At 71.8% G+C, this 19,388-nt stretch carries 22 protein-coding genes; 11 read left to right on the top strand and 11 right to left on the bottom strand.

All coding sequences use genetic code 11. The features are described 5' to 3' along the window. Window positions 1-33: 33 nt before the first annotated feature. Window positions 34-390 carry a hypothetical protein gene (locus K1T35_RS23745; protein WP_220253910.1) on the bottom strand — a complete coding sequence of 119 codons (357 nt, stop codon included), beginning with the start codon at window positions 388-390 and terminating at the stop codon, window positions 34-36. Between the two features lie 176 nt (window positions 391-566). Further along, the gene (locus K1T35_RS23740) at window positions 567-1,640 is read right to left on the bottom strand and encodes a glycosyltransferase family 2 protein (protein ID WP_255620628.1); all 1,074 of its coding nucleotides are present in this window, start codon (window positions 1,638-1,640) and stop codon (window positions 567-569) included. A 293-nt stretch (window positions 1,641-1,933) separates the two neighbouring features. Between K1T35_RS23740 and K1T35_RS23735 the strand changes: the two genes are divergently transcribed. From K1T35_RS23735 to K1T35_RS23715, 5 genes are all read left to right on the top strand, one after another. Further along, window positions 1,934-2,779 carry a glycosyltransferase gene (locus tag K1T35_RS23735; RefSeq protein ID WP_255620627.1) on the top strand — a complete coding sequence of 282 codons (846 nt, stop codon included), beginning with the start codon at window positions 1,934-1,936 and terminating at the stop codon, window positions 2,777-2,779. Window positions 2,780-2,949: 170 nt separating this feature from the next. Beyond that, window positions 2,950-3,630, top strand: coding sequence for an energy-coupling factor ABC transporter permease (locus K1T35_RS23730; protein ID WP_255620626.1), 681 nt, complete (start codon window positions 2,950-2,952; stop codon window positions 3,628-3,630). Then, the gene (locus K1T35_RS23725; RefSeq protein WP_220253908.1) at window positions 3,627-3,986 is read left to right on the top strand and encodes a PDGLE domain-containing protein; all 360 of its coding nucleotides are present in this window, start codon (window positions 3,627-3,629) and stop codon (window positions 3,984-3,986) included. The genes K1T35_RS23730 and K1T35_RS23725 overlap by 4 nt, the downstream gene beginning before the upstream one ends. Then, a complete protein-coding gene (gene cbiQ / locus K1T35_RS23720) occupies window positions 3,986-4,750 on the top strand; it encodes a cobalt ECF transporter T component CbiQ (protein ID WP_220253907.1) in 765 nt (254 codons plus the stop codon). The genes K1T35_RS23725 and cbiQ overlap by 1 nt, the downstream gene beginning before the upstream one ends. Continuing rightward, window positions 4,747-5,520 (top strand): energy-coupling factor ABC transporter ATP-binding protein, encoded by a 774-nt coding sequence (locus K1T35_RS23715; protein ID WP_220253906.1) that lies wholly within the window; start codon window positions 4,747-4,749, stop codon window positions 5,518-5,520. Before cbiQ ends, K1T35_RS23715 begins: the two co-directional genes overlap by 4 nt. Here K1T35_RS23715 and K1T35_RS23710 read toward each other — a convergent pair. Further along, window positions 5,510-6,004, bottom strand: coding sequence for a GNAT family N-acetyltransferase (locus K1T35_RS23710; protein WP_220253905.1), 495 nt, complete (start codon window positions 6,002-6,004; stop codon window positions 5,510-5,512). The genes K1T35_RS23715 and K1T35_RS23710 overlap by 11 nt on opposite strands. Window positions 6,005-6,014: 10 nt before the next feature. Continuing rightward, window positions 6,015-6,596: a dihydrofolate reductase family protein gene (locus K1T35_RS23705; RefSeq protein ID WP_220253904.1), complete on the bottom strand. Its 582-nt coding sequence runs from the start codon at window positions 6,594-6,596 to the stop codon at window positions 6,015-6,017. Window positions 6,597-6,732: 136 nt separating this feature from the next. On the opposite strand from K1T35_RS23705, the gene K1T35_RS23700 reads away from it, so the two are divergent. From K1T35_RS23700 to K1T35_RS23690, 3 genes are all read left to right on the top strand, one after another. Next, the gene (locus tag K1T35_RS23700; protein WP_220262797.1) at window positions 6,733-7,698 is read left to right on the top strand and encodes a sigma-70 family RNA polymerase sigma factor; all 966 of its coding nucleotides are present in this window, start codon (window positions 6,733-6,735) and stop codon (window positions 7,696-7,698) included. Window positions 7,699-7,857: 159 nt separating this feature from the next. Continuing rightward, complete coding sequence (locus K1T35_RS23695; RefSeq protein ID WP_220253903.1) at window positions 7,858-8,535, top strand: hypothetical protein; 678 nt, start codon at window positions 7,858-7,860, stop codon at window positions 8,533-8,535. Window positions 8,536-8,575: 40 nt separating this feature from the next. Then, window positions 8,576-9,391: a transporter substrate-binding domain-containing protein gene (locus K1T35_RS23690; protein WP_220253902.1), complete on the top strand. Its 816-nt coding sequence runs from the start codon at window positions 8,576-8,578 to the stop codon at window positions 9,389-9,391. 127 nt (window positions 9,392-9,518) lie between these two features. Here K1T35_RS23690 and K1T35_RS23685 read toward each other — a convergent pair whose 3' ends face one another. Genes K1T35_RS23685 through K1T35_RS23675 form a run of 3 tightly spaced genes read right to left on the bottom strand, consistent with a single transcriptional unit; the run spans window position 9,519 to window position 12,205 of the window. Then, window positions 9,519-10,865 (bottom strand): SPFH domain-containing protein, encoded by a 1,347-nt coding sequence (locus K1T35_RS23685; protein ID WP_220262796.1) that lies wholly within the window; start codon window positions 10,863-10,865, stop codon window positions 9,519-9,521. A 46-nt stretch (window positions 10,866-10,911) separates the two neighbouring features. Next, entirely contained in the window at window positions 10,912-11,346 is a 435-nt protein-coding gene (locus tag K1T35_RS23680; RefSeq protein ID WP_220253901.1) for an NfeD family protein, read from the bottom strand. A gap of 46 nt (window positions 11,347-11,392) precedes the next feature. Then, entirely contained in the window at window positions 11,393-12,205 is an 813-nt protein-coding gene (locus K1T35_RS23675) for a DUF3097 domain-containing protein (RefSeq protein ID WP_220253900.1), read from the bottom strand. A gap of 140 nt (window positions 12,206-12,345) precedes the next feature. Between K1T35_RS23675 and K1T35_RS23670 the strand changes: the two genes are divergently transcribed. Continuing rightward, window positions 12,346-13,167, top strand: a complete 822-nt coding sequence (locus K1T35_RS23670) for a hypothetical protein (protein ID WP_220253899.1) — start codon at window positions 12,346-12,348, stop codon at window positions 13,165-13,167. A 683-nt stretch (window positions 13,168-13,850) separates the two neighbouring features. Here the strand turns inward: K1T35_RS23670 and K1T35_RS23665 are convergent. The 4 genes from K1T35_RS23665 to K1T35_RS23650 form a co-directional block, all read right to left on the bottom strand. After that, window positions 13,851-14,978: a M20 family metallopeptidase gene (locus tag K1T35_RS23665; RefSeq protein WP_220262280.1), complete on the bottom strand. Its 1,128-nt coding sequence runs from the start codon at window positions 14,976-14,978 to the stop codon at window positions 13,851-13,853. After that, window positions 14,975-16,276, bottom strand: coding sequence for an MFS transporter (locus tag K1T35_RS23660; RefSeq protein ID WP_255622510.1), 1,302 nt, complete (start codon window positions 16,274-16,276; stop codon window positions 14,975-14,977). Before K1T35_RS23660 ends, K1T35_RS23665 begins: the two co-directional genes overlap by 4 nt. Window positions 16,277-16,355: 79 nt before the next feature. After that, window positions 16,356-16,844, bottom strand: a complete 489-nt coding sequence (locus K1T35_RS23655) for a GyrI-like domain-containing protein (RefSeq protein WP_220262279.1) — start codon at window positions 16,842-16,844, stop codon at window positions 16,356-16,358. Between the two features lie 36 nt (window positions 16,845-16,880). Beyond that, complete coding sequence (locus K1T35_RS23650) at window positions 16,881-17,690, bottom strand: SDR family oxidoreductase (RefSeq protein ID WP_220262278.1); 810 nt, start codon at window positions 17,688-17,690, stop codon at window positions 16,881-16,883. 40 nt (window positions 17,691-17,730) lie between these two features. Between K1T35_RS23650 and K1T35_RS23645 the strand changes: the two genes are divergently transcribed. Both K1T35_RS23645 and K1T35_RS23640 read left to right on the top strand, forming a co-directional pair. After that, window positions 17,731-18,705: a LysR family transcriptional regulator gene (locus tag K1T35_RS23645; protein WP_255622509.1), complete on the top strand. Its 975-nt coding sequence runs from the start codon at window positions 17,731-17,733 to the stop codon at window positions 18,703-18,705. Beyond that, window positions 18,695-19,387 carry an SDR family NAD(P)-dependent oxidoreductase gene (locus K1T35_RS23640; protein ID WP_220262277.1) on the top strand — a complete coding sequence of 231 codons (693 nt, stop codon included), beginning with the start codon at window positions 18,695-18,697 and terminating at the stop codon, window positions 19,385-19,387. The genes K1T35_RS23645 and K1T35_RS23640 overlap by 11 nt, the downstream gene beginning before the upstream one ends. Window position 19,388: the final 1 nt, after the last annotated feature.

Genomic DNA, 19,388 nt, shown 5'->3' with positions numbered 1-19,388 from the left:
GTCTCACCGCGCCCGGTTTCCCTGCGCCCGGTCTCACTGCGCCACCACCGCGTGTCGGAGGAGGAACGGAACGCTGACGACCGTGATCGCATACAGCGCGAGCTCGGGACGCCAGAAGGCCGCGCTGACCATGATCTGCGCGACCAGCAGCGTGACGGCCACGCCGACGCCGATGGTGAGCAGCCAGACGTGCGCTGCGGGTGCGCGCCGCAGGAATCCCGCGGCCGCCCAGCCCGGGCCGAGAACGAGGAAGGCGGTGGTGACGACGAAGCGCAGGTCGCCGAGGATGCCACCGGTGGTGCCCATCGCGTTGAAGATGCAGGCCGCGATGCCCGAGACGACCAGGACCAGTGCCACGTAGCGCCGTGCGACACGCGCACGTGTCAGCACCGCGTTCGAGGGTGGCATGGTCACAGTCCTGCTCCGTTCGTCACCTCGCCACGCCCCCTCACGGCGCGGCACAACCGCACGTGTCCCACCGGAGGCGCAGGTTCACCCGACCAAATGACAAGTCTAGTCGGGTGAACCTGAGAAAATGCCCGGCGCCCCCGGCGGGCTCGACGAGGTCAGGAAGCCTCTTCCTCGAGGGCGAGGCGCAGGCTCACCCCGTCGCGGGTCTCCCGCGCCGGGCCCTCGACCCGTGGCTGGCTCTCGACCCGTGCCTGCGGCAGCGGGCGGCGCTCCGCGGGCTCGACCGGCCCGTGCACCTCACCGGGGGTCTTGCCGTTGCTCTGACCGTTGATCTGACCGTTGTCCGGCCGCGTGCCGTTGACCGGCGGGGTGGACCCGGGCGCAGGCTGGGTGAGCACCGGCTGCGGCGCGGGCGGCACGACCGGGATGCCCCCGGCCGGCGTGAGCGCGCGGGACTGCTCCTCGACCTGCACCAGCTCGGCCTTGCGCCGCGACGCGCGCCGCCGCTCGGCGGCGAGCGTGCGCAGTACGCGGGTGCCGTCGGCGAACGTGCGGAGGTTCGTCTGCCCGAAGATCCGCTCCCGCTCCATCGACGGAACTTCGGTGATCTTCAGACCGGCCGCGGCGACCCGGCAGTTCAGCACGGTCTCGATCTCGAACCCGTCGCCCCAGATCATGCTGCCGTCGGCAGGCGCGGGCGTGTCGATCGACGGCAGGTCGAGCACCGGGAGGATGTCGCGCCAGAAGGCGTTGTAGCCGTAGCAGAGGTCGGTGTACGAGGTACCGAACAGCGCGTTGGCCACGCCGTTGAGCCCCGCGTTGCCCGACTTGCGCAGGAGGGTGATGTCGTCGCTGCCCCCGCCGCGAACGAACCGGCTCCCCTTCGCGAAGTCGGCGCCGTCGATCAGCGCCCTGACGAACGCCGGGATCTCGGCCGGATCGGCCGACCCGTCGGCGTCGAACATCACGATGACGTCCCCTGTCGCGGCCGCGAAGCCGCACGCCATCGCGTTGCCCTTGCCCTTGCGCGTCTGCGTGATGACCCTGACCCATGGCAGAACCCGCTGAGCGGTCTCGATCGTGCCGTCGACCGAATTGCCGTCGACGACGATGATCTCGTGCACCGCCGGCCGCACCGCCGCGATCGCCGGCAGCACGACCTCCAGGTTCCTCGCCTCGTTCCGGGTCGGCACCACCACGGAGACCCGCGGGTTGCCGTTCCGCTGCATCGCCTTTCTCCCCCCCACCGCGTCAGCGGCGTGCTCGCGCCGTTCAGACCGTTGCTGCCCGTAGCCACCGCCGGAGACGTTCGTCATCACTGGGCTTATCTCCAGGCGGCCCCGTCGCGTTACGTTACGTTCTTGCGACGGGGAGGCCTCCATTTCGGCGACTCTCCGCTACTGCATTCGGCCGGGTCGGTCTCGTGCGTGGGGGCACTCTACGGATGTCGACCAGTCTGCGCGCCCTGGGGTGGCGGAGGCGCCGGACGGCCGGTGCAGCGGGGAGCGGTACCGTCGCGCCCGTGCTGCCGATTCCCAGCGTCTCCGTCTGCGTGCCGGTTTACAACGGTGAGCGCTTCCTCGCCGAGACGATGCGCAGCGTCCTCGACCAGACCTATCGCGACTTCGAGCTCGTCGTGCTCGACAACGGCAGCACCGACCAGAGCGGCAGCATCGCGCGGTCCTTCGGCGACCCGCGCATCCGGATCGAGCGCAACCGCGAGACGTTGCCCCAGGCCGACAACTGGAACCGGGTCGTGGAGCTGGCCCGCGGGCCGCTGGTGAAGATCGTCTGCGCCGACGACCTGCTGCATCCCCGCTGCCTCGAGCTGCAGGTCGGGCCGATGGACGCCGACCCGGGCCTCGCCGTGGTCGCCGCGCGCCGGCACATGATCGACGAGCAGAGCCGCGTGATCGTGCCGCGGAGGGGCCTGAACGGGCTCGTCGGCGTGCACACCGGTGTGGAGGTGGCCCGGCGCGTGGTGCGCAGCGGCTCCAACCCGATCGGCGAGTCCAACAACGTGCTGTTCCGGCGCGACGACTTCTTCACCGTCGGGGGCTGGAAGACCGACCGCGCCAACGTCATGGACATCGACCTGTGGCTGCGGTTGCTGCAGCTGGGCGACTTCCTCGGCCTGCCGGAGACGCTCGCGGCGTTCCGCATCGCGAGAGACAGCATCTCCTCGCGCGACGACGAGAAGCTCTACGCGCAGCAGAAGATGCTGATCGAGGAGATCGGTGACTCTCCGTATTTCCAGGTACGGGGCATCGACCTCGCGGTCGGGCGGATGCTCGCCCCCGCCGGACGGGCGCGCAGGCGCGCGCTCTTCACGCTCTCGAAGGTCTCCTCCCGCGGCGGCGCCTCCTGACCGGTGGTCGAGTAGGACCGGCGCTACTCGACCTGCGGAGTGTTGTCGCACATCACTTGCGACTGCCGCTTTCCCGCGTCTGCGTCTAGCCTGGATCGGCCACCCGAACCGGGTGCCCACGTCTGCGCGAAGGAGGTCGTATGGTCTCCGCCTCCCAGGTATCACTGGCCATGCACATGAGCGACGGGCTCGTCAACGCGCCCACCGCGGTGGGCTTCGGCCTCGTCGCGTTGGTGGGACTCGCGATCGCGCTACACCGGGCCCGCGTCGACCTCGACGACCGAACCGCGCCGATGGCAGGCCTCGTCACCGCGTTCGTCTTCGCCGTCCAGATGATCAACTTTCCGATCCTGCCCGGCGCGAGCGGCCACCTGCTGGGCGGGGCGCTGGTCGCGATCCTCGTCGGCCCGTGGGTCGGATCGCTCTGCATCGCGATCGTGCTCGTCGTGCAGGCCCTCCTCTTCGCCGACGGCGGGCTCACCGCGCTCGGCACCAACATCGTCAACATGGCGCTGGTCGGTGTGTTCGTCGGCCACGCGGTGGCCACGGCGCTGCGGCCACTCGCGCGCCGCGGCCGCGCGGGGCTGGTCACGACGGCGTTCGTCGCCGCGCTCGTCAACACGGTGGTCGCGGCGCTGGCGTTCGTGCTGGAGTACGCGATCGGCGGCGCGGGCGGGGCGTCGGTGGGCACGGTGGCCGCGCTGATGCTCGGCCTGCACGTCCTGATCGGTATCGGCGAGGGTGTCATCACGGCGGCCACGGTCGGGGCGGTGGCGGCGGTGCGGCCCGACCTCGTGTACCTGCTGCGCGGTGCCCCGGCCCCGCTCGAGGTGCGCGGGACCCCGTCGTGAGCGCCCCGGCCGGTAACCGCAGGGCCTTGGCGTTCTTCCTCGGCTTCCTCGCCGTCGCCCTCCTCGTCGCAGGCGGGCTGTCGTACTTGGCGAGCCCCGACCCCGACGGGCTCGACACCGTCACGCTGAACGGCTGCGATGTCGTCGAGACCGACGCGGGCGAGCAGCTGGAAGGCACCTGCATCGCGCAGCACGCGGGCGACCACGCCATGGCGGGCAGCCCGCTCGCCGACTACTCCGTCGGCGGTGGTGACGGCACGGTCGGGCTGGCGGGCGTCATCGGCGTGATCGTCACCCTGATCGTCGCGGGCGGGCTGTTCTGGCTGCTGCGCCGACGGTCGCCGGGGAAGCGGTAGTGGGCGCGGGGCACGCCCATCCGCTCTACCTCCCCAGGAGCTCGCCGGTCCACCGGCTCCCCGCCGAGGTGAAGATCGTGGCGGCGTTTCTCGTGGTCCTGTGCGTGGTCGCCACGCCGCGCGAGGCGTTCGGGGTGTTCGGCGGCTACCTGCTGCTGCTCGCGGCGGTATGGGCGATGGCGCGGATCCCACCCGGCTGGATGGCGCGGCGCGCGCTCATCGAGGCCCCGTTCGTCGTGCTCGCGGTGCTGCTGCCGATCACCGGAGGAGTGCCGCACGTCGAATGGTTCGGCCTGAGTCTCTCCGAGCCGGGCCTGCTCGGCGCCTGGAACATACTGGTGAAGGGCACGCTCGGCGTGCTCACCTCGCTCACGCTGGCCGCCACCACGCCCCTGCGCGACCTGCTCCTCGGGCTGCAACGGCTGCAGGCACCCGCGCTCGTCGTCACGATCGCCACGCTCATGCTGCGCTACGTCGACGTCATCGTCGCCGAGGCCCGCCGGATGCGCGTGGCCCGCATCTCGCGCGGGCACGACCCGCGATTCCTCTGGCAGGCAGGTGCCACGGCCCGCGGCGTGGGGTCGCTCTTCGTCCGCTCGTACGAGCGCGGCGAGCGGGTGCACCTCGCGATGCTGTCGCGTGGCTGGAACGGCCGGATGCCGCCGCTGTCGCAGCACCGCACGAGCCGGCGGGACTGGCTCGCCGGGCTGGCCCCGGTCGCCGTCGCGCTCGCGCTCGCGACCGCCGGCTGGGTGCTGTCGTGAGCGCCGCACCCGATCCGTCCGCCACCGCCGTGGCGCCCACTCCCCCGCCGTCGCTCGAGGTGCGCGGGCTCGCCTTCGCCTACCCGGACGGGCACCAGGCCCTCTTCGGCATCGACCTGACCGTCCGCCGGGGCGAGCGGGTGGCCCTGCTCGGCCCGAACGGCGCCGGCAAGACCACGCTGGTGCTGCACCTCAACGGCATCCTCACGGCCGGCCGGGGGTCGGTGGCAGTCGGCGGGCTCCCGGTGGAGAAGCAGCACCTGCGCGAGATCCGCAGGCGGGTCGGCATCGTCTTCCAGGACCCCGACGACCAGCTGTTCCTGCCCACCGTCGGCGAGGACGTCGCGTTCGGCCCGGCGAACTTCGGGGTCACCGGCGCCGACCTCGACGCACACGTGGACGCGGCGCTCGACGCCGTCGGGATGCGCGAGCACCGCGACCGCTCGCCGCTGCACCTGTCCGGAGGGCAGCGCAGGCGCGTCGCGCTGGCCACAGTGCTGGCCTGCGAGCCGGAGATCCTCGTGCTGGACGAGCCGTCCACCAACCTGGACCCGGTGGCGCGCCGCGAGCTCGCCGAGGTGCTGCTCGGACTGGACACGACGATGCTCATGGTCACGCACGACCTGCCCTACGCCCTGCAGCTGTGCCCGCGCAGCGTGGTGCTGGACGACGGTGTGGTGGTGGCCGACGGCCCCACCCGCGAGTTGCTCGCCGACACCGAGCTGCTGCACCGCCACCGACTCGAGCTCCCGTACGGCTTCAGCCCGTGAGCGGCGCGTGCATCATGTGGACCAGCGGGCGGAACCCGACGCGCTCGTAGAGGCGCACGGCGTCGGCGTTGTCCGCCGCCACGCTGATCGACCAGTGCCGGCAGCCCCGCCTCTCCAGCTCCGCCCGCACCGCGCCCAGCAGCGCCGTCCCGACGCCCGCGCCGCGAGCCCGCGGCGAGACGGCAAGCGACTCGACATCACCCCGGACGGGCCCGAGGTCGAACGTCGGACCCGACGGCAGCAGCCGGCACATCGCGTAGCCGATCACCTCGTCGGCACCCTCGCGCCGGGCGAGGAAGAGCAGGCCGCTGCCGTCCTGGAGCCACGACACGTACTCGCGGCGGCGCCGTTCCCATGCGTCGGGCGCCGGCCGCACCGGCACCCGCCCCGCGACGACGGCGCGGTGGTGCTCCACCATCGCCATCCAGAGCGGGGCGAGGGAGTCGACGTCGGTGATACCGCCCGGGGTGATCTCGATGTCCACGAGGCCGAGCTTATGGTCGCGGCGCGGGCCGATAGGTGAGCAGGGCGAGGCCGTCACCGACGACCTGCGTAGCGGCGAGCCGCATCAGCCGCACGCCGCTGGTCTCGCCGAAGAGGCGCTCGCCCGCGCCTGCCACGAACGGGTAGATCATCAGCCGCATCTCGTCGACCAGATCGTGCTCGATCAGCGCGCGAACGAGCCGGCCGCTGGCATAGACGACGACCTCACCGTCCACCTTCTCCTTCAGCGTCGACACCCCGCTCACCACGTCGCCCGTCAGGACCGTGGAGTTGCTCCAGGCACCTGTGTCGGTGAGCGTGGAGGACACGACGTACTTGGGGATGCTGTTCAACCTGTCCGCCCACGCGCCGGCGCGGGACGGGAACCGCGCGGCGAAGTACTCGTAGCTGCGCCGCCCCAGCAGGAGGGCCTCTGCGCCGAGCGCCTCGGCGAGGAGCGCCTCGGCCCACGCGTGCCGGTCCCCCTCCCCGAGCCAGGCGAACCAGTCGCCGCGGCCGAGGCCCTCCTCGCCCCTCGGGTCCTGCATGACTCCGTCGAGCGTGACGTTCTCGCTGACGACGATCGTTCCCACGGCGGCTCTCCTTCGCTCGTGTGTCGGCTGCCACCGGGGTAGAAACCGCGGCATCACCGGAACTGGGCGGTCCCGCGCCGCCCAGTTCCCGCCGCGACCGGTGTCGATACGCGGAGGAGGTCATGACGTGGATCTGATGACGCGAGCGCGCACCGGCGACGGCGACGCGTTCCGGGAGCTGACCGAACCGCACCGGCGGGAGCTGCTGCTGCACTGCTACCGGATGCTCGGGTCGTTCCAGGACGCCGAGGACGCCCTGCAGGACACGCTGCTGGACGCGTGGCGAGGCCTCGACGGGTTCGAGGAACGTGCTTCGATCCGCACGTGGCTCTACCGGATTGCCACCAATCGGTGCCTGAACGCGCGCCGTGCCGCGAGCAGGCGCCCGGCCGTGGAGTGGAACGTGCCCGACGTCGAACCGCCGGAGCCGACCCGCATCGGCGAGATCGTGTGGCTCGAGCCATGGCCCGACGCGCTGCCGGGCCCGGAGTCCCGCTACGAGCGGACCGAGTCCATCTCACTGGCCTTCGTGACCGCCCTGCAGGTACTGCCGCCCCGTCAGGTCGCCGTGCTCGTCCTGCGCGACGTGCTCGGGTTCCACGCCGGCGAGGTGGCCGCGATGCTGGGCACGACGGTCGAGTCGGTCACCAGTGCCCTGAAGCGAGCCCGCGCCGGCGTGGCGCGCAGGCTCCCGCCTCCCGATCAGGAGGCGCCACCGGCCCCCGGCTCACCGGCCGAGGACGCGGTGGTGACGAGTTTCGTCCGCGCGTGGGAGTGCGCCGATCTCGACGCCCTGGTGGGCCTCCTGACGGACGACGTCTTCCTGTCGATGCCGCCGATGCCCTTCGAGTACGAGGGCCGCGACGTCGCGGCCCGGTTCTGCGCCGGCATCTTCCGCGCGGGCCGCAGGTTCGACCTCGTGCCGGCCCGCGCCAACGGGCAGCCCGCGTTCGGGGCCTACCTGCGCACCCGCGACGGCGTCAGCCACGGGACCGGCCTCTACGTCCTCACACTCGCCGGCGACCGGATCCGCGCGATGACCCGCTTCGAGAACACCGTGCTCCCGTCGTTCGGGCTACCGCGATCACTCCCGAGCCGATGACCACCGCTGCTGCGACGCCGCTGGCGCACGCATCTGGCTCCGCCCGACGCCCGCTGCTCGAAATTTGATCGCGGCCGCCGCCAATCCGATGTAGACTGCGGGCGCTTTGGTCATTGCGCCATCGCTCCCCCGTTGTCAAGACAGGCGCCGCATCCCGCCATGATCAACTTCTTCAGACACCAGCGCTGGCTCCTTGTCGTCGCGGGCGGCGCGGTCGTCATTTGCGTGATCCTGATGCTCCTGAGGAGCAAGGGTGTCGAGATCGTCGATGTCGTCGGCGTGTTCCTCGGGATCGTTGCGATCGCGATACCAATAGCGTGGGACAGGCAGGCTCGGCAAGCCGGCAACTCGCCGCCGCGGCGGCCCGGGCCGCCGGGGCGGCGCCGATTCATCGTTGTCGCGGCCTGGATACTCGCACCGCTCATGCTGCTCGTTCTCGTGAGCGGCTTCCGCGAGCCTGACGTTCGCGTCGCGGATCGATTGGTGTTCGATGCCGGCCAAGGCGAGAGCATGTCGGATGAGTCGACGGCCCGCCTTACCTTGGCACCGCCGTTCGAGCCCCGGGAGCGCATCTTTCTGCAGTTCGTACTCACCGCTCCCGAAACGGTGTCGAAGAGCGGAAACTGTGTCAATCCGAGCCGCCTCACGATCGATGCGATCGCAGACGGGCACGTATCAGGGACGGCGACCGAAGTCTCCAGCCTGGAAGAGGTTCGACTACCGGTCGAGAACGCTGCTCGCCTCTCGGTCGACGTAACGTACGACGCGCCGACCCCAGAGTGCAGGGTCGACCTGTCGGTGGCCGATGCGTACCTGTACAACGAATTTCCACCCTGAGGGGCGACGGAGGGTCGCGATGAGGGCTCACGGCCGATTGATGCTCGCAACACTGCTGTCGGGGATGCTCGTGACACAGGCGTGCACCGGGCCCTCCGAGCCGGAGAGCATCCTGACCGACCGCGTTGCCGTCGGGTTCGCCACCGATCAGCCCGGCTTCGGCTCGCTGGACATCGGTCGCAATCAGTTCAACGGGTTCGATGTCGACCTGGCGAACTGGCTGTCCCGCACGATGGAGCCCAAGTTCAACATCGTAGGGACGCCAGTGTCGGTCGACGACCGAATCACGGCTCTGGAGAACGGCAGCGTACAGATGGTTGTGCAGTCGTTCTCCATCACCGACGAACGGCTCGAGAAGATCGATATGGCCGGGCCGTATCTCTACTCCTATTTGGGCGTCCTCGTGCGCCGCGGCGAGGAGGGCTTGTGGCCCGACCCGAGCGCTCTGCCAGGACGCACCGCATGTACTCCACGAGGCAGCACAGCCGTGGAGGAACTCAAGAGCCGCGGCGCGAGCGTCACCGACGACGATGGGCTCAAGCAGTGCGTCGATCGGTTGCGCAGCCGCAACGTCGACGCCGTCGCGACAGACCAGATCTTGCTCTATGGATACGCCTCGTCCGACCTGACGGTAATTCCCCATCTCACGTTCGGTCAACGCCAAGAATACGGCGTCGGGTTGCCGAAAGGTAACTACGAAACGTGCCGGCAGGTCACGGCCGCGATCAGTCAGTTCATCGAGGTCGGCGAGTGGGACAGGTTCATGATGCTGCGACTCGGTGAATTCGACCGGGACCCGCACCGACCAGACTTCCGGCATCTCAACGAGTGCCCGAAACGCGAGAGCACCGAGTGACGTCGCCAGGCGTCTGGTTGCCGCCATCCGGCAGCGCACCAGTGCAATCGCTGTTGCCGTGGTGCGCTGCTCGAATCGATCAGCCCTCCACCGACACTGCGCGGTAGAAGCGTCCGCCGATCCAGGACTACTGCTGGGGCGGTGGGGCGGGGTAGCCGGGGCGCGGACCGCCGTTGCCGCGGTCACCGGGGACCTGCGGGATGCCTCGCGGCGGGGTGGGCACGGCGCTCTCCGGCTGGCGTACCGGCGCGGGAGCCGGGGCGGCCTGCTGAGGCCGGCCCTCCCGAGCCGGGGCCGGGGTGGGGCCGTTCGCCTCCTTCGCGAAGGCGGGCGCCGGGGACGAGGTGGGCACCGGGGTCTCGGGGATGGGCGCACCGATCGGCGGCACCTCCTTGCGGGCCTGCGCCTCGGCGTCGGCGACGACCTTCGCGATCTCGGGATCGGTCGCCGTGTCGAACCAGTCCTTGATCGACTCGTCGTCCTCCTCCGGCTTGGCGAGCGGCTCGTCCACCGGCGAGGGTTCGAAGCGGAAGACGCCGTCCTCGCCGGGCGCGCCGAGCATGCGCGTGAAGCCTTCGAGGGCCTTGCCGAAGTCCGACGGCACGAGCCAGACCTTGTTGGCCTCGCCCTGCGCCATCTGCGGCAGGGTCTGCAGGTACTGGTAGGCGAGCAGCTCCGGAGTGGGACGGCCGGCCTTGATCGCCGAGAACACCTTCTCGATGGCCTTGGCCTCGCCCTGGGCCTCCAGGTAGCGGGCAGCGCGCTCACCCTGTGCGCGCAGGATCTGGGACTGACGTTCGGCCTCCGCGTTGAGGATGGCCGCCTGCTTGGCACCCTCCGCGGTGAGGATCTGGCTCTGCTTGTTGCCCTCGGCGCTGCGGATCGCCGACTCCCGCTGACCCTCGGCGGTGAGGATCATCGCGCGCTTCTCGCGGTCGGCCTTCATCTGCCGCTCCATCGACTCCTGGATGGACGGCGGCGGGTCGATGGCCTTGATCTCCACCCGCGCCACTCGGATGCCCCAGCGCCCGGTGGCCTCGTCCAGCTCACCGCGCAGCACCGTGTTGATCTGATCGCGGGAGGTGAGGGTGCCCTCCAAGCTCATCCCGCCGACGACGTTGCGCAGCGTGGTGGTGGTGATCTGCTCGACGCCGGTGATGTAGTCGGAGATCTCGTAGACGGCCGCCTTGGGGTCGGTGACCTGGTAGTAGACGACGGTGTCGATGTTCACCGTCAGGTTGTCCTGGGTGATCACCGGCTGCGGCGGGAACGAGACGACCTGCTCGCGCAGGTCGATCCGCTCGCGCACCTTGTCGATGAACGGCACCAGGAACGCGAGTCCCGGGTCGGCGGTGCCCTTGTACCGTCCGAGCCGTTCGATCACGGCGGCCGTGGCCTGCGGGATGATCTGTACCGCCTTCACGAGCGACACGACCACGAGCAACACCAACAGCACCACGACGATCAGCACCAAGGTGCCTTCGGTCACGGCAGCCCCCTCTCGGAGCAGGTTCGGAAATTCAGTCCTGTGCGACGACGACCGCGGTGGCGCCGGAAATACTCAGCACCGTGACCCGGGCGCCGGGCTCGATCGCGTGGTGCCCGTCGCTCGTCCGCGCCGACCACAGATCGCCGCCGATCTTCACCCGGCCACCGTGCTCGTCCACCCGCGCCACCACGACCGCGGTGGTCCCCAGCAGCGCCTTGTGGTGCATCACGGCGGGGTCGATGCCGCGGTCGAGGCGCCTGCGCAGCGCCGGGCGCACCGCGAACAGCAGCAGCACCGACACAACGGCGAATACCACGCCGCCGACCAACGGCCCTCCCACGAGCAACGACACCCCGCCGGCGGCCAGCGCGCCGCCCCCGAGCATCAGCAGCACGAACTCGCCCGACAGCAGTTCCGCCACGACCAGCAGCACACCGACGATGAGCCAGATCACGGCGGCCGTCATGCCCGCAGATCCTGCCAGATCCTCTCCGGCGCGTGATCACCTGAGATCAGGTCGTCACAAAGTCGATGAGCTGCTCGACCGCGCCGATCAGCGGCGTTTCCAGGTCCCGGTAGCTGCGCACCGCCCCGAGCACGCGGCGGGCGCCGTCGGCGGGCTCACCCCAGCGCAGTGACCGACAGACCCCGGTCTTCCAGTCGGTGCCCCGCGGCACCTGCGGCCACTCCCTGATCCCCACGACGGACGGTTTCACCGCCTGCCACACGTCGACGTACGGGTGGCCCGTGACCAGCACGTGCGGGCCGGCGACCGCGGCGGCGGCGCGAGTCTCCTTCGAGCCCTCCACCAGGTGATCGACGAGCACCCCGAGGCGCCGCTGCGGCCCCGGCTCGAACTCGGCCACGGCGGCGGCGAGGTCGTCCATGCCGTGCATCGGCTCCACCACGACGCCCTCGACGCGCAGGTCGTGGCCCCACACGCGCTCGACGAGCTCGGCGTCGTGCAGGCCCTCCACCCAGATCCGGGCAGCCCGAGCGGTGCGGGCGGTGTGGCCCTGCACGCGCACCGACCCGGACGCGGAACGGGTGGGCGCCGCCGGGGCCCGCGGCGGCACGACGAGGGTGGCAGGCGCGCCCTCGTACAGGAACGCCGCCGGCCGCAGCGGGAACTCCCGCCGCCCGCCGTGGCGGTCCTCGAGGGTGACGCCGCGCGCGTCCACCGCGACCACGGCGCCGCAGAAGCCGCTCGCCGGGTCCTCCACCACGAGCCCCAGCTCGGCCGGGACCTCCGGGATCTGCTTGCGCGTCCGGATGCGGGTGCCGTCGGAGGCGAACGCCCCTTGGTAGTCGTGTGCCCGGGTCACGTACCCCGTTCTACCCGGCCCGCGGACCCGGCCCGAGCGCGACACGCGGGTCACCGCGCGTGAGCTGCGGCAACGGAGCGTGCCCACGTTCACTCCGAGGCGGCAGTGCTCTCGCACTCGGACGTGGATAGCCTGACGTTGTGCCCTGCCCCTCCGCCACCTTCACCGTGTGGGCCTCGGCCTGGCTGGTGGGCGCCGCCGCGCCCGACGACGTCCTCGACGCGCTCGCGCCGTGGGCGGACGCGCACGATGTCCAAGCCGCCGATTCGGACACCGCGCAACTCACCAGCCTGCCGGCGCCGGGGGCGCCGGTGAGCTCGGTGACGTTCCTGCTCGCTGCGCTGCGCCGCGCCGCGGCCGGACGCGCTGCCGCGGGCCCGGCACGGCTGGTACTGGCGGCGCCCGGCGACGTGCGCGGGCTGCCCGGCCCGGGCGCCTTCAGCACCGCGGCGACCGAGGCGGGCGAGGGAGTGCTCTTCCCGGACACCGGGCCAGGGGGCGGGCTCGGGATCGTGCCCACCACGGTGGCCGACGGCGTGCTGCGCTGGACCGTCTACCGGGTGCCGGAGCCGGGACCGCCGCCCGAGTTCGTCGCTCTGAGCCACGCGGAGCGCGACCTGCGCGACCAGGTGCGCCAGTCGGCATCGGTCCTCACCTCGCTCGGGGTGGCGCGGCACCGCCCGGGGGTCCGGGAGGAGATCGCCGCCGCCCTGCGTGCCCGACCGGCGTCACTGTGGCCCGCGGGCATGCCGCAGCAGGCCCTGCGGGTCCTGCAGCACGCCGACGAGGTGGAGGCGATCCTGGCGGCGGCGAAGATCGACGAGCCCGGTGGCGCCCTCTCCGCGTCCGCCGCCACCGCGCGCCGGGAGGCGCTGCGCCCGATCGAGACGGCGGTGCGGGTGGCCCGCCGCGCCGCGGTGGCCGAGGCCGTCCGCGTGCTGGCGAGCAGCCCCCTCGTCTGACGCACTCAGACCTCACCGCGACTCGCGGGTGTGGGGGCGTGAGCTCCGGGCTCCAGGGTGTTGGTCTCCTGGTTCTGGGCCTCGGGATGCGGGGCCTTCGCGCAGGGCTATCGCGCAGGGCCTTCGGTGGCGCCTCTGGGCAGGGCCTTCGGTGGCGCCGCGCATTGTGCGGGGCCGCCCCTCAGAGCTCAAGGGCGCTGCGCGTCGCTTCGCGATCGCTGCGCGACCCTTGACCTCCGAGCCTCTGCGACCCCTCCGGGCAAGCAGAGCGGGCAGGCCAAGGCCTGCCCTCTGGGCGCGCGGCGCCACCGAAGGCGATCCCACAGCCATGATCAAGGCGTCGGCGCGAAAACGGTCAAATACGGCCGGTCATGCACCCAAGCGATGATCATGGGCGCCGGCCGGCCCGTAGCAACCGCGAAGATCACCAGATGGGTACGCCCACGGCCGTATATGGCCGGCCACGCACCGATCCGATGATCACACCGACGATGAGGCCGCCGCGCCCTCAAGATCGGCGATTCGGTGCACCCACAGCTGTCCGATCCGCAGCCAGCGCAGCGAATCGGCGATCTTGCGGTGGGTGATCTCCCGAGAGCACGCACCCGTTCTCAGTTCACGCTGCCGGTCGACGGGCCGCGTGGGCTGACAAGGGGTGTGCAGCGGAGACGGGTGCGACGCGGTCAGGCCTGGGCGCACCAGCGCTCGAGCAGCTCCCGGTACACCACGACCGCCTGCTCCACCCGGCTGGCGAGGCAGTACTCGTCCACGACGTGGCACTGGGCGGGCTCGCCGGGCCCGAGCACGACGGTGGGTGCAGGGCCCGCCTCCCCACCGACGAGGCCCGCCAGTACGGAGGCGTCGGTGAAGAACCGCGCGGGCGGCGCCACCTCGTCCGACGCGCCGGTGGCCTGCAGGGCTGCCCGCACCATGCCGACGAACGGCTCGTCGGCGCCGGTGTCCAGCGGCGGCAGCACGACGTGGTCGGTCACGTTCACCCGCTCCCCCGCGAGCAGGCCGATCTGAGCACGCAGCTGCCCGGCGTCGACGCCCGGCACGGTGCGGATGTCCAGCATCAACTCCGCGGCGTCCGGCACGACGTTCGGGGCCACGCCGCCGCGCAGCACGCCCACGTTCGCGGTGACCGGCCCGAACCGGTCGTCACGGGGCCAGCCCGCGTGGTCGTGCAGCGCCACCGCGGCCCGCGCGAGCCGGACGACCGCGTTGTCGCCCAGCTCGGGCGCCGAGCCGTGGGCGGCGCGCCCGGTGGCGGTCAGCCGCATCCAGTGCGCGCCCTTGTGCGCGATCACCAGCGCGTTGGCGGTCGGCTCCGCCACGACGACCGGGCCGCCGCCGGCGATCGCGGCCCGACCGGACGCGTCGAGGTTCACCAGGCCCGTGCAGCCGGTCTCCTCCCCGGCGGTGAGCACGAGCTGAACGCCCCGGCACGCGTGTGGCCGGGCGGCGTGCTCGACCGTGGCGACGACCGCTGCGGCGACCCCTGACTTCATGTCGCTCGCGCCGCGCCCCACCACCTTGTCCCCGTCGCGCTCGGCCGCCCACGGGTCGACCGACCAGTCGTCGGGCTGGACGGGGACGGTGTCGAGGTGTCCGGTGAACGTGAGCGGCGGCCCGTCGCCGCCCGCCGTGCGCGCGACGAGCTGCTCCCGCCCCGGCTCCCACGCGAGCAACTGGGTGGCAAGGCCCGCCTTCTCGGCGGTGGCCGCGCAGTGCCGGGCCGCGGCCCCCTCGCCGCCGCCGATCGTCCGGAACCGGATCAGCTCGCTCAGCAGGTCGAGGGCGTCGGTCACTTCAGCACCTGGCCCTTCGTCTCGGGCAGCGTGAGGATCACGAGGAAGGCGATGACGGCGCCTCCGGCGACGTACCAGAAGAAGGCCTGCGAGTACCCGGCAGCGGACAGCGTCTGGATCACCAGCGGAGCGGTGCCGCCGAACGTGGCGACCGTGAGGTTGTACCAGGCGCCGATGCCGAGGCCGCGCAGCTCGGTCGGGAACAGCTCGCTCATGATCGCGGGCGCCACGGACGTCATCGCCGTGTAGAGCCCGAGCCCGACGACGAAGACCACGAGCATGTTCCAGAACCCGGGCCCGATCAGGAACGACAGCGGCACGATCAGCACGGCCGTGGCGGCCGACCAGGCCAAGAGCTGCGGCTTGCGGCCGAACCGGTCGGACAGCGCGCCCATCGGGTACTGCAGCAGCACGAACATCGCGGTCGCGATCGACAGCGCCGTGAACACCTGGCCGGGGTCGGCGCCGCGGGAGCTCACCGCGAACGGCGTGAGCGCGGAGAAGAACGTGTAGTAGCACAGCGTCGAGAGCAGCGTGAAAGCGACGAGCTGCCCGACCGCCTTCGGGTGCTCGGTCAGCGTCAGCAACAGCGGGTGCTTCACCTGCTGGGCCTTGGCCTTGTTCTCCTCGAACTGCTCGGTCTCCGGCATGGCCCGCCGCAGCCACAACCCGATGAGCCCGAGCACGCCGCCGATGATGAACGGGATGCGCCATCCGTACGCGGCCAGCTCCTCGCGACTCAGCACCGCGGTGAGCAGCGCCCCGAGCAGCGACGCGGTCAGCACCGCGGACCCCGTGGAGATGTAGAAGAACGACGAGTAGCGGCCCCGCCGCTCCGGCGGCGCGATCTCACCGAGGTAGGCCGAGGCATTGGAGACCTCCCCGCCGAGCGACATGCCCTGCCCGATGCGCGCGAGCAGCAGCAGGATCGGCGCGAGCCAGCCCACCTGCTCCCACGTCGGCAGGATGCCGATGATGAACGACCCGCCCGCCATCAGGGTGATCGTCAGCAGCATCGCGGTGCGCCGCCCCCGCAGGTCCGCGAACCGGCCCAGCAGCCAGCCGCCCAGCGGGCGGAAGAAGAACGCCAGCGCGTACGTGGCGAACGTGTTGATCAGGGCGAGCGTCGGGTTCTCCTGCGAGAAGATCTGCGTCGCGAAGAAGATGCTGAACGTCGCGTAGATCGTCCAGTCGTACCACTCGATGGCGTTCCCGACCGACGCCGCGACCAGCGTCCGGACGGGTAGCCGGTGTACCGGCGCTTCCTTGTCGATGGACGGCGTCGATCGGTCGGACACTGGTCGCTCCCGGGGCTTCGTGACGGACGGTGAGGCGACATTAGGCCACCTGGTCGCCGCCGTCACCCGAGAGATCTGATCAGTCCACCAGGCGGAACGCGAGCGTCGTCTCCCACTTGTTCATGTCCGGCTGCTCGGCGGGGTTGGTGAGCAGCAGCTCCAGCCGGCACCCCCACCGGGTGCCCCGCTCGGTCTCGGTGGCGTCGAAGCTCAGGCCCTGCGCCGCGGCCTCGTCCAGGAACGCCCCGGTCACGGCGATCAGCTCGTCGGGGTGCCCGACGTGCGTGGTCGCGGCGTAGCGCCCCGCCGGCAGCTCACCCGCGAGCACCTCGCCGTCGCCGTCGATGGGCGTCGCGACCGGCACGCCCGCCTCGACGTCGAGCTCACGCTCCATGTCGATCACGAGGTACCGGAAGAACGGCGGGCCCGCCGGGGCGATCCCGCGCTCCGCGAGCCACCCGAACAGCCCGGGAAGACGGTCGGCGATCTCGGGGAAGGTCTGCATCGTGACCGTGCGCCGGACCGCCACGTACGGCTGTGCGGGGCGGTCGACGATGTCCAGGTTCATGCTCATGACCGTGGAGACCGGCGGGAGGACGCGAACTCATCGGTCCGCGGCGATCGCCACCTCCGCGCAGGCCTCCAGGTCGGCGAGCTGTGCCCGCAACTTCGCGCGGATCCGCTCGACGGCCGCGCGGCCGAGCGGCAGCCGCAGCGGCGCCGACGGCGAGTGGACGGCGTCGATGATCGCCTCCACCGCGCGGACCGGGTCGCCCGGCTGCTGCCCGTGCTGCGTGGCGAAGAGGGCACGCAACACACCGGCGGGACCGTCCTCGTAGTCCGGGATGGGGGTGGCGCGGCGCATGGAGCGGCCGAGGAACTCGGTTCGGAACGGGCCAGGCTCGACGATCGTCACCCGGATCCCGAACGGCGCCACCTCACCGGAGAGGGCCTCCGATGCCCCTTCCAGCGCGAACTTGCTGGTGGCGTAGATCGCGTGGCCCGGGTTGCCGATCACCCCACCGACCGACGACATCTGCACGATGTGCCCGCCGCGCCGGGCCCGCATCTGCGGGAGCACGGCGCGGGTGACGGCGAGCGCGCCCAGCAGGTTGACCGCCAGCACCTCGTGGATCTGCTCGTCCGAGAGCTCCTCCAGCGCGCCGAGCAGCCCGTGGCCCGCGTTGTTGACCAGTACGTCGATCGGCCCCGCGGCGTCGACCGCCGCCCGCACCTGGTCGGGATCGGTGACGTCCAGCGGGAGCGCGAGCACAGCGTCCGGGTACTTGTCGACGAGGTCGGCGAGGGCGAGCGGATCCCGGGCTGTCGCGACGACGGTCTCGCCTCGGGCGAGCAAGGTCTCGGCCATGACCCGGCCGAAGCCGGCCGAGGAACCGGTGATGAACCAGCGCATGCCCTCATCGTGGGCTCCGTGCTACTCATACGTCCAAGACATGTTCGTGCTGACACTCATTGCCGTGCACTATGAATGGGTGGAGCTTCGCCAGCTCGTCTACTTCGACGCGGTCGTCCGGCACGGTGGGTTCACCCGCGCCGCGGAACACCTGCGGGTGGCACAGCCCGCCGTCTCGGTGCAGATCCGCAGGCTGGAGGCCGAGGTGGGCGCGCGGCTGCTGCACCGCACCACCCGCAGCGTCGAGCTGACCCAGGCCGGTGAGCTCGTACTCCGCCGAGCGCGGCGGGCCATCGCCGAGCTCGACGCCGTGCGCGACGAGCTCGCCGGACTCGCAGGCGGCCTGCTGGGGCGCGTGCGGATCGGCGCGATACAGGCGCTCGACCCGTTCGACCTGCCGGCCGCGCTCGCCGCGTTCCACCGGCGGCACCCGGGCGTCGAGCTCGCGCTGTCCTCCGGCGCGCTGCGCCGCCTGCTCGACGGGCTCGACCACGGCGAGCTGGACCTCGCCATCGGCCCCATGCCGCCCGGTCTCCCCGCCCGGTACGCATGCACCCCGCTCTTCACCGACGAGCTGGTGCTCGTCACCTCCCCGGCCCACCCCCTCGCCGGCACCGATCCCCTCCCGCTGGCCGCCCTGCGCGACGAGCCGTTCGTGTGCCTGCCCGCCGACAGCGGCCTGCGCGCGATCCTCGACCGGCTCGCGGCCGAGGCCGGCTTCACCCCGCGCGTGCCGTTCGAGAGCTCTCACCTGCCGAGGCTGCGTGACCTCGCCGCCCACGGGCTCGGCGTCGCACTCGTCGCGCGGTCGGTGGCCGAGGCGCCAGGGCCGCCGGTCGCCGTGCACAGCGTCGTCCCGGGACCGCAGCTGCGCCCGGTCGGGTTGCTGCACCGCACCGACGCCACGCTCGGCGCCGCCGCCGAGGCGTGCCGGGGCTTCCTCGCCGGCTGGATGGCAGGAACGGACCTCCCCGAGTCCGGCGATACGGGCGAAGATCCCGGCCATGAACAGTGATCGGGTCGTCGTCGTGACGGGCGGCAACCGCGGGCTGGGCCGCGAGGTGGCCCGCCACTGCGCCGCTTGCGGGGACACCGTCCTACTGGGTGCCCGTGACCTCGCGGCGGGCGAGCGGGTGGCCCGGGAGCTGCCCGGCCGGGTGCGCGCGGTCCGGCTCGACGTCACCGACGCCGACGGTCTCGCCGCGCTCGCCAAGGACGTCGCGGACACCGAGGGCCGGGTGGACGTGCTGGTCAACAACGCGGCCATCCACTACGACACCCGGCAGACGAGCGTCACCGCCGATCTGGCCGTCGTGCGCGAGGCACTCGAGACCAACGTGCTCGGCGCATGGCAGACCACGCTCGCCTTCCTCCCGCTGCTGCGCCGCAGCGCGCACCCGCGGATCGTCATGGTGAGCAGCGAAGGCGGCTCCCTCGCCTCGATGGGCGGCGGCACCCCCGCCTACAACGTCAGCAAGGCCGCCCTCAACGCCCTCACCCGCACACTGGCAGGCGACCTCAGGCACGAACGCGTCCTCGTCAACGCCGTCTGCCCGGGATGGGTGGCCACCGACATGGGCGGCCCCGGCGGGCGCCCGGTGACCGAGGGCGCCGCCAGCATCATGTACGCCGTCGACCTGCCCGACGGCGGCCCCACGAGCACGTTCACGCGCGACGGGCGCCCGGTGCCCTGGTGAT

It is taken from the genome of Pseudonocardia sp. DSM 110487, assembly GCF_019468565.1.
In the GTDB taxonomy this organism is placed as follows: domain Bacteria; phylum Actinomycetota; class Actinomycetes; order Mycobacteriales; family Pseudonocardiaceae; genus Pseudonocardia.
Note: the sequence above shows the minus strand (reverse complement) of the source record. Positions and strands in the feature narration are given on the sequence as shown.

Excerpts from the sequence above, each read along its gene's own strand:
- K1T35_RS23730 (WP_255620626.1), top strand. The coding sequence starts at position 2,950 with ATGCACATGAGCGACGGGCTCGTCAACGCGCCCACCGCGGTGGGCTTC.
- K1T35_RS23680 (WP_220253901.1), bottom strand. The coding sequence starts at position 11,346 with ATGACGGCCGCCGTGATCTGGCTCATCGTCGGTGTGCTGCTGGTCGTG.
- K1T35_RS23655 (WP_220262279.1), bottom strand. The coding sequence starts at position 16,844 with ATGAACCTGGACATCGTCGACCGCCCCGCACAGCCGTACGTGGCGGTC.
- K1T35_RS23645 (WP_255622509.1), top strand. The coding sequence starts at position 17,731 with ATGTTCGTGCTGACACTCATTGCCGTGCACTATGAATGGGTGGAGCTT.
- K1T35_RS23640 (WP_220262277.1), top strand. The coding sequence starts at position 18,695 with ATGAACAGTGATCGGGTCGTCGTCGTGACGGGCGGCAACCGCGGGCTG.
- K1T35_RS23690 (WP_220253902.1), top strand. The coding sequence starts at position 8,576 with ATGCTCGCAACACTGCTGTCGGGGATGCTCGTGACACAGGCGTGCACC.
- K1T35_RS23650 (WP_220262278.1), bottom strand. The coding sequence starts at position 17,690 with ATGCGCTGGTTCATCACCGGTTCCTCGGCCGGCTTCGGCCGGGTCATG.
- K1T35_RS23695 (WP_220253903.1), top strand. The coding sequence starts at position 7,858 with ATGATCAACTTCTTCAGACACCAGCGCTGGCTCCTTGTCGTCGCGGGC.
- K1T35_RS23700 (WP_220262797.1), top strand. The coding sequence starts at position 6,733 with ATGACGCGAGCGCGCACCGGCGACGGCGACGCGTTCCGGGAGCTGACC.
- K1T35_RS23740 (WP_255620628.1), bottom strand. The coding sequence starts at position 1,640 with ATGCAGCGGAACGGCAACCCGCGGGTCTCCGTGGTGGTGCCGACCCGG.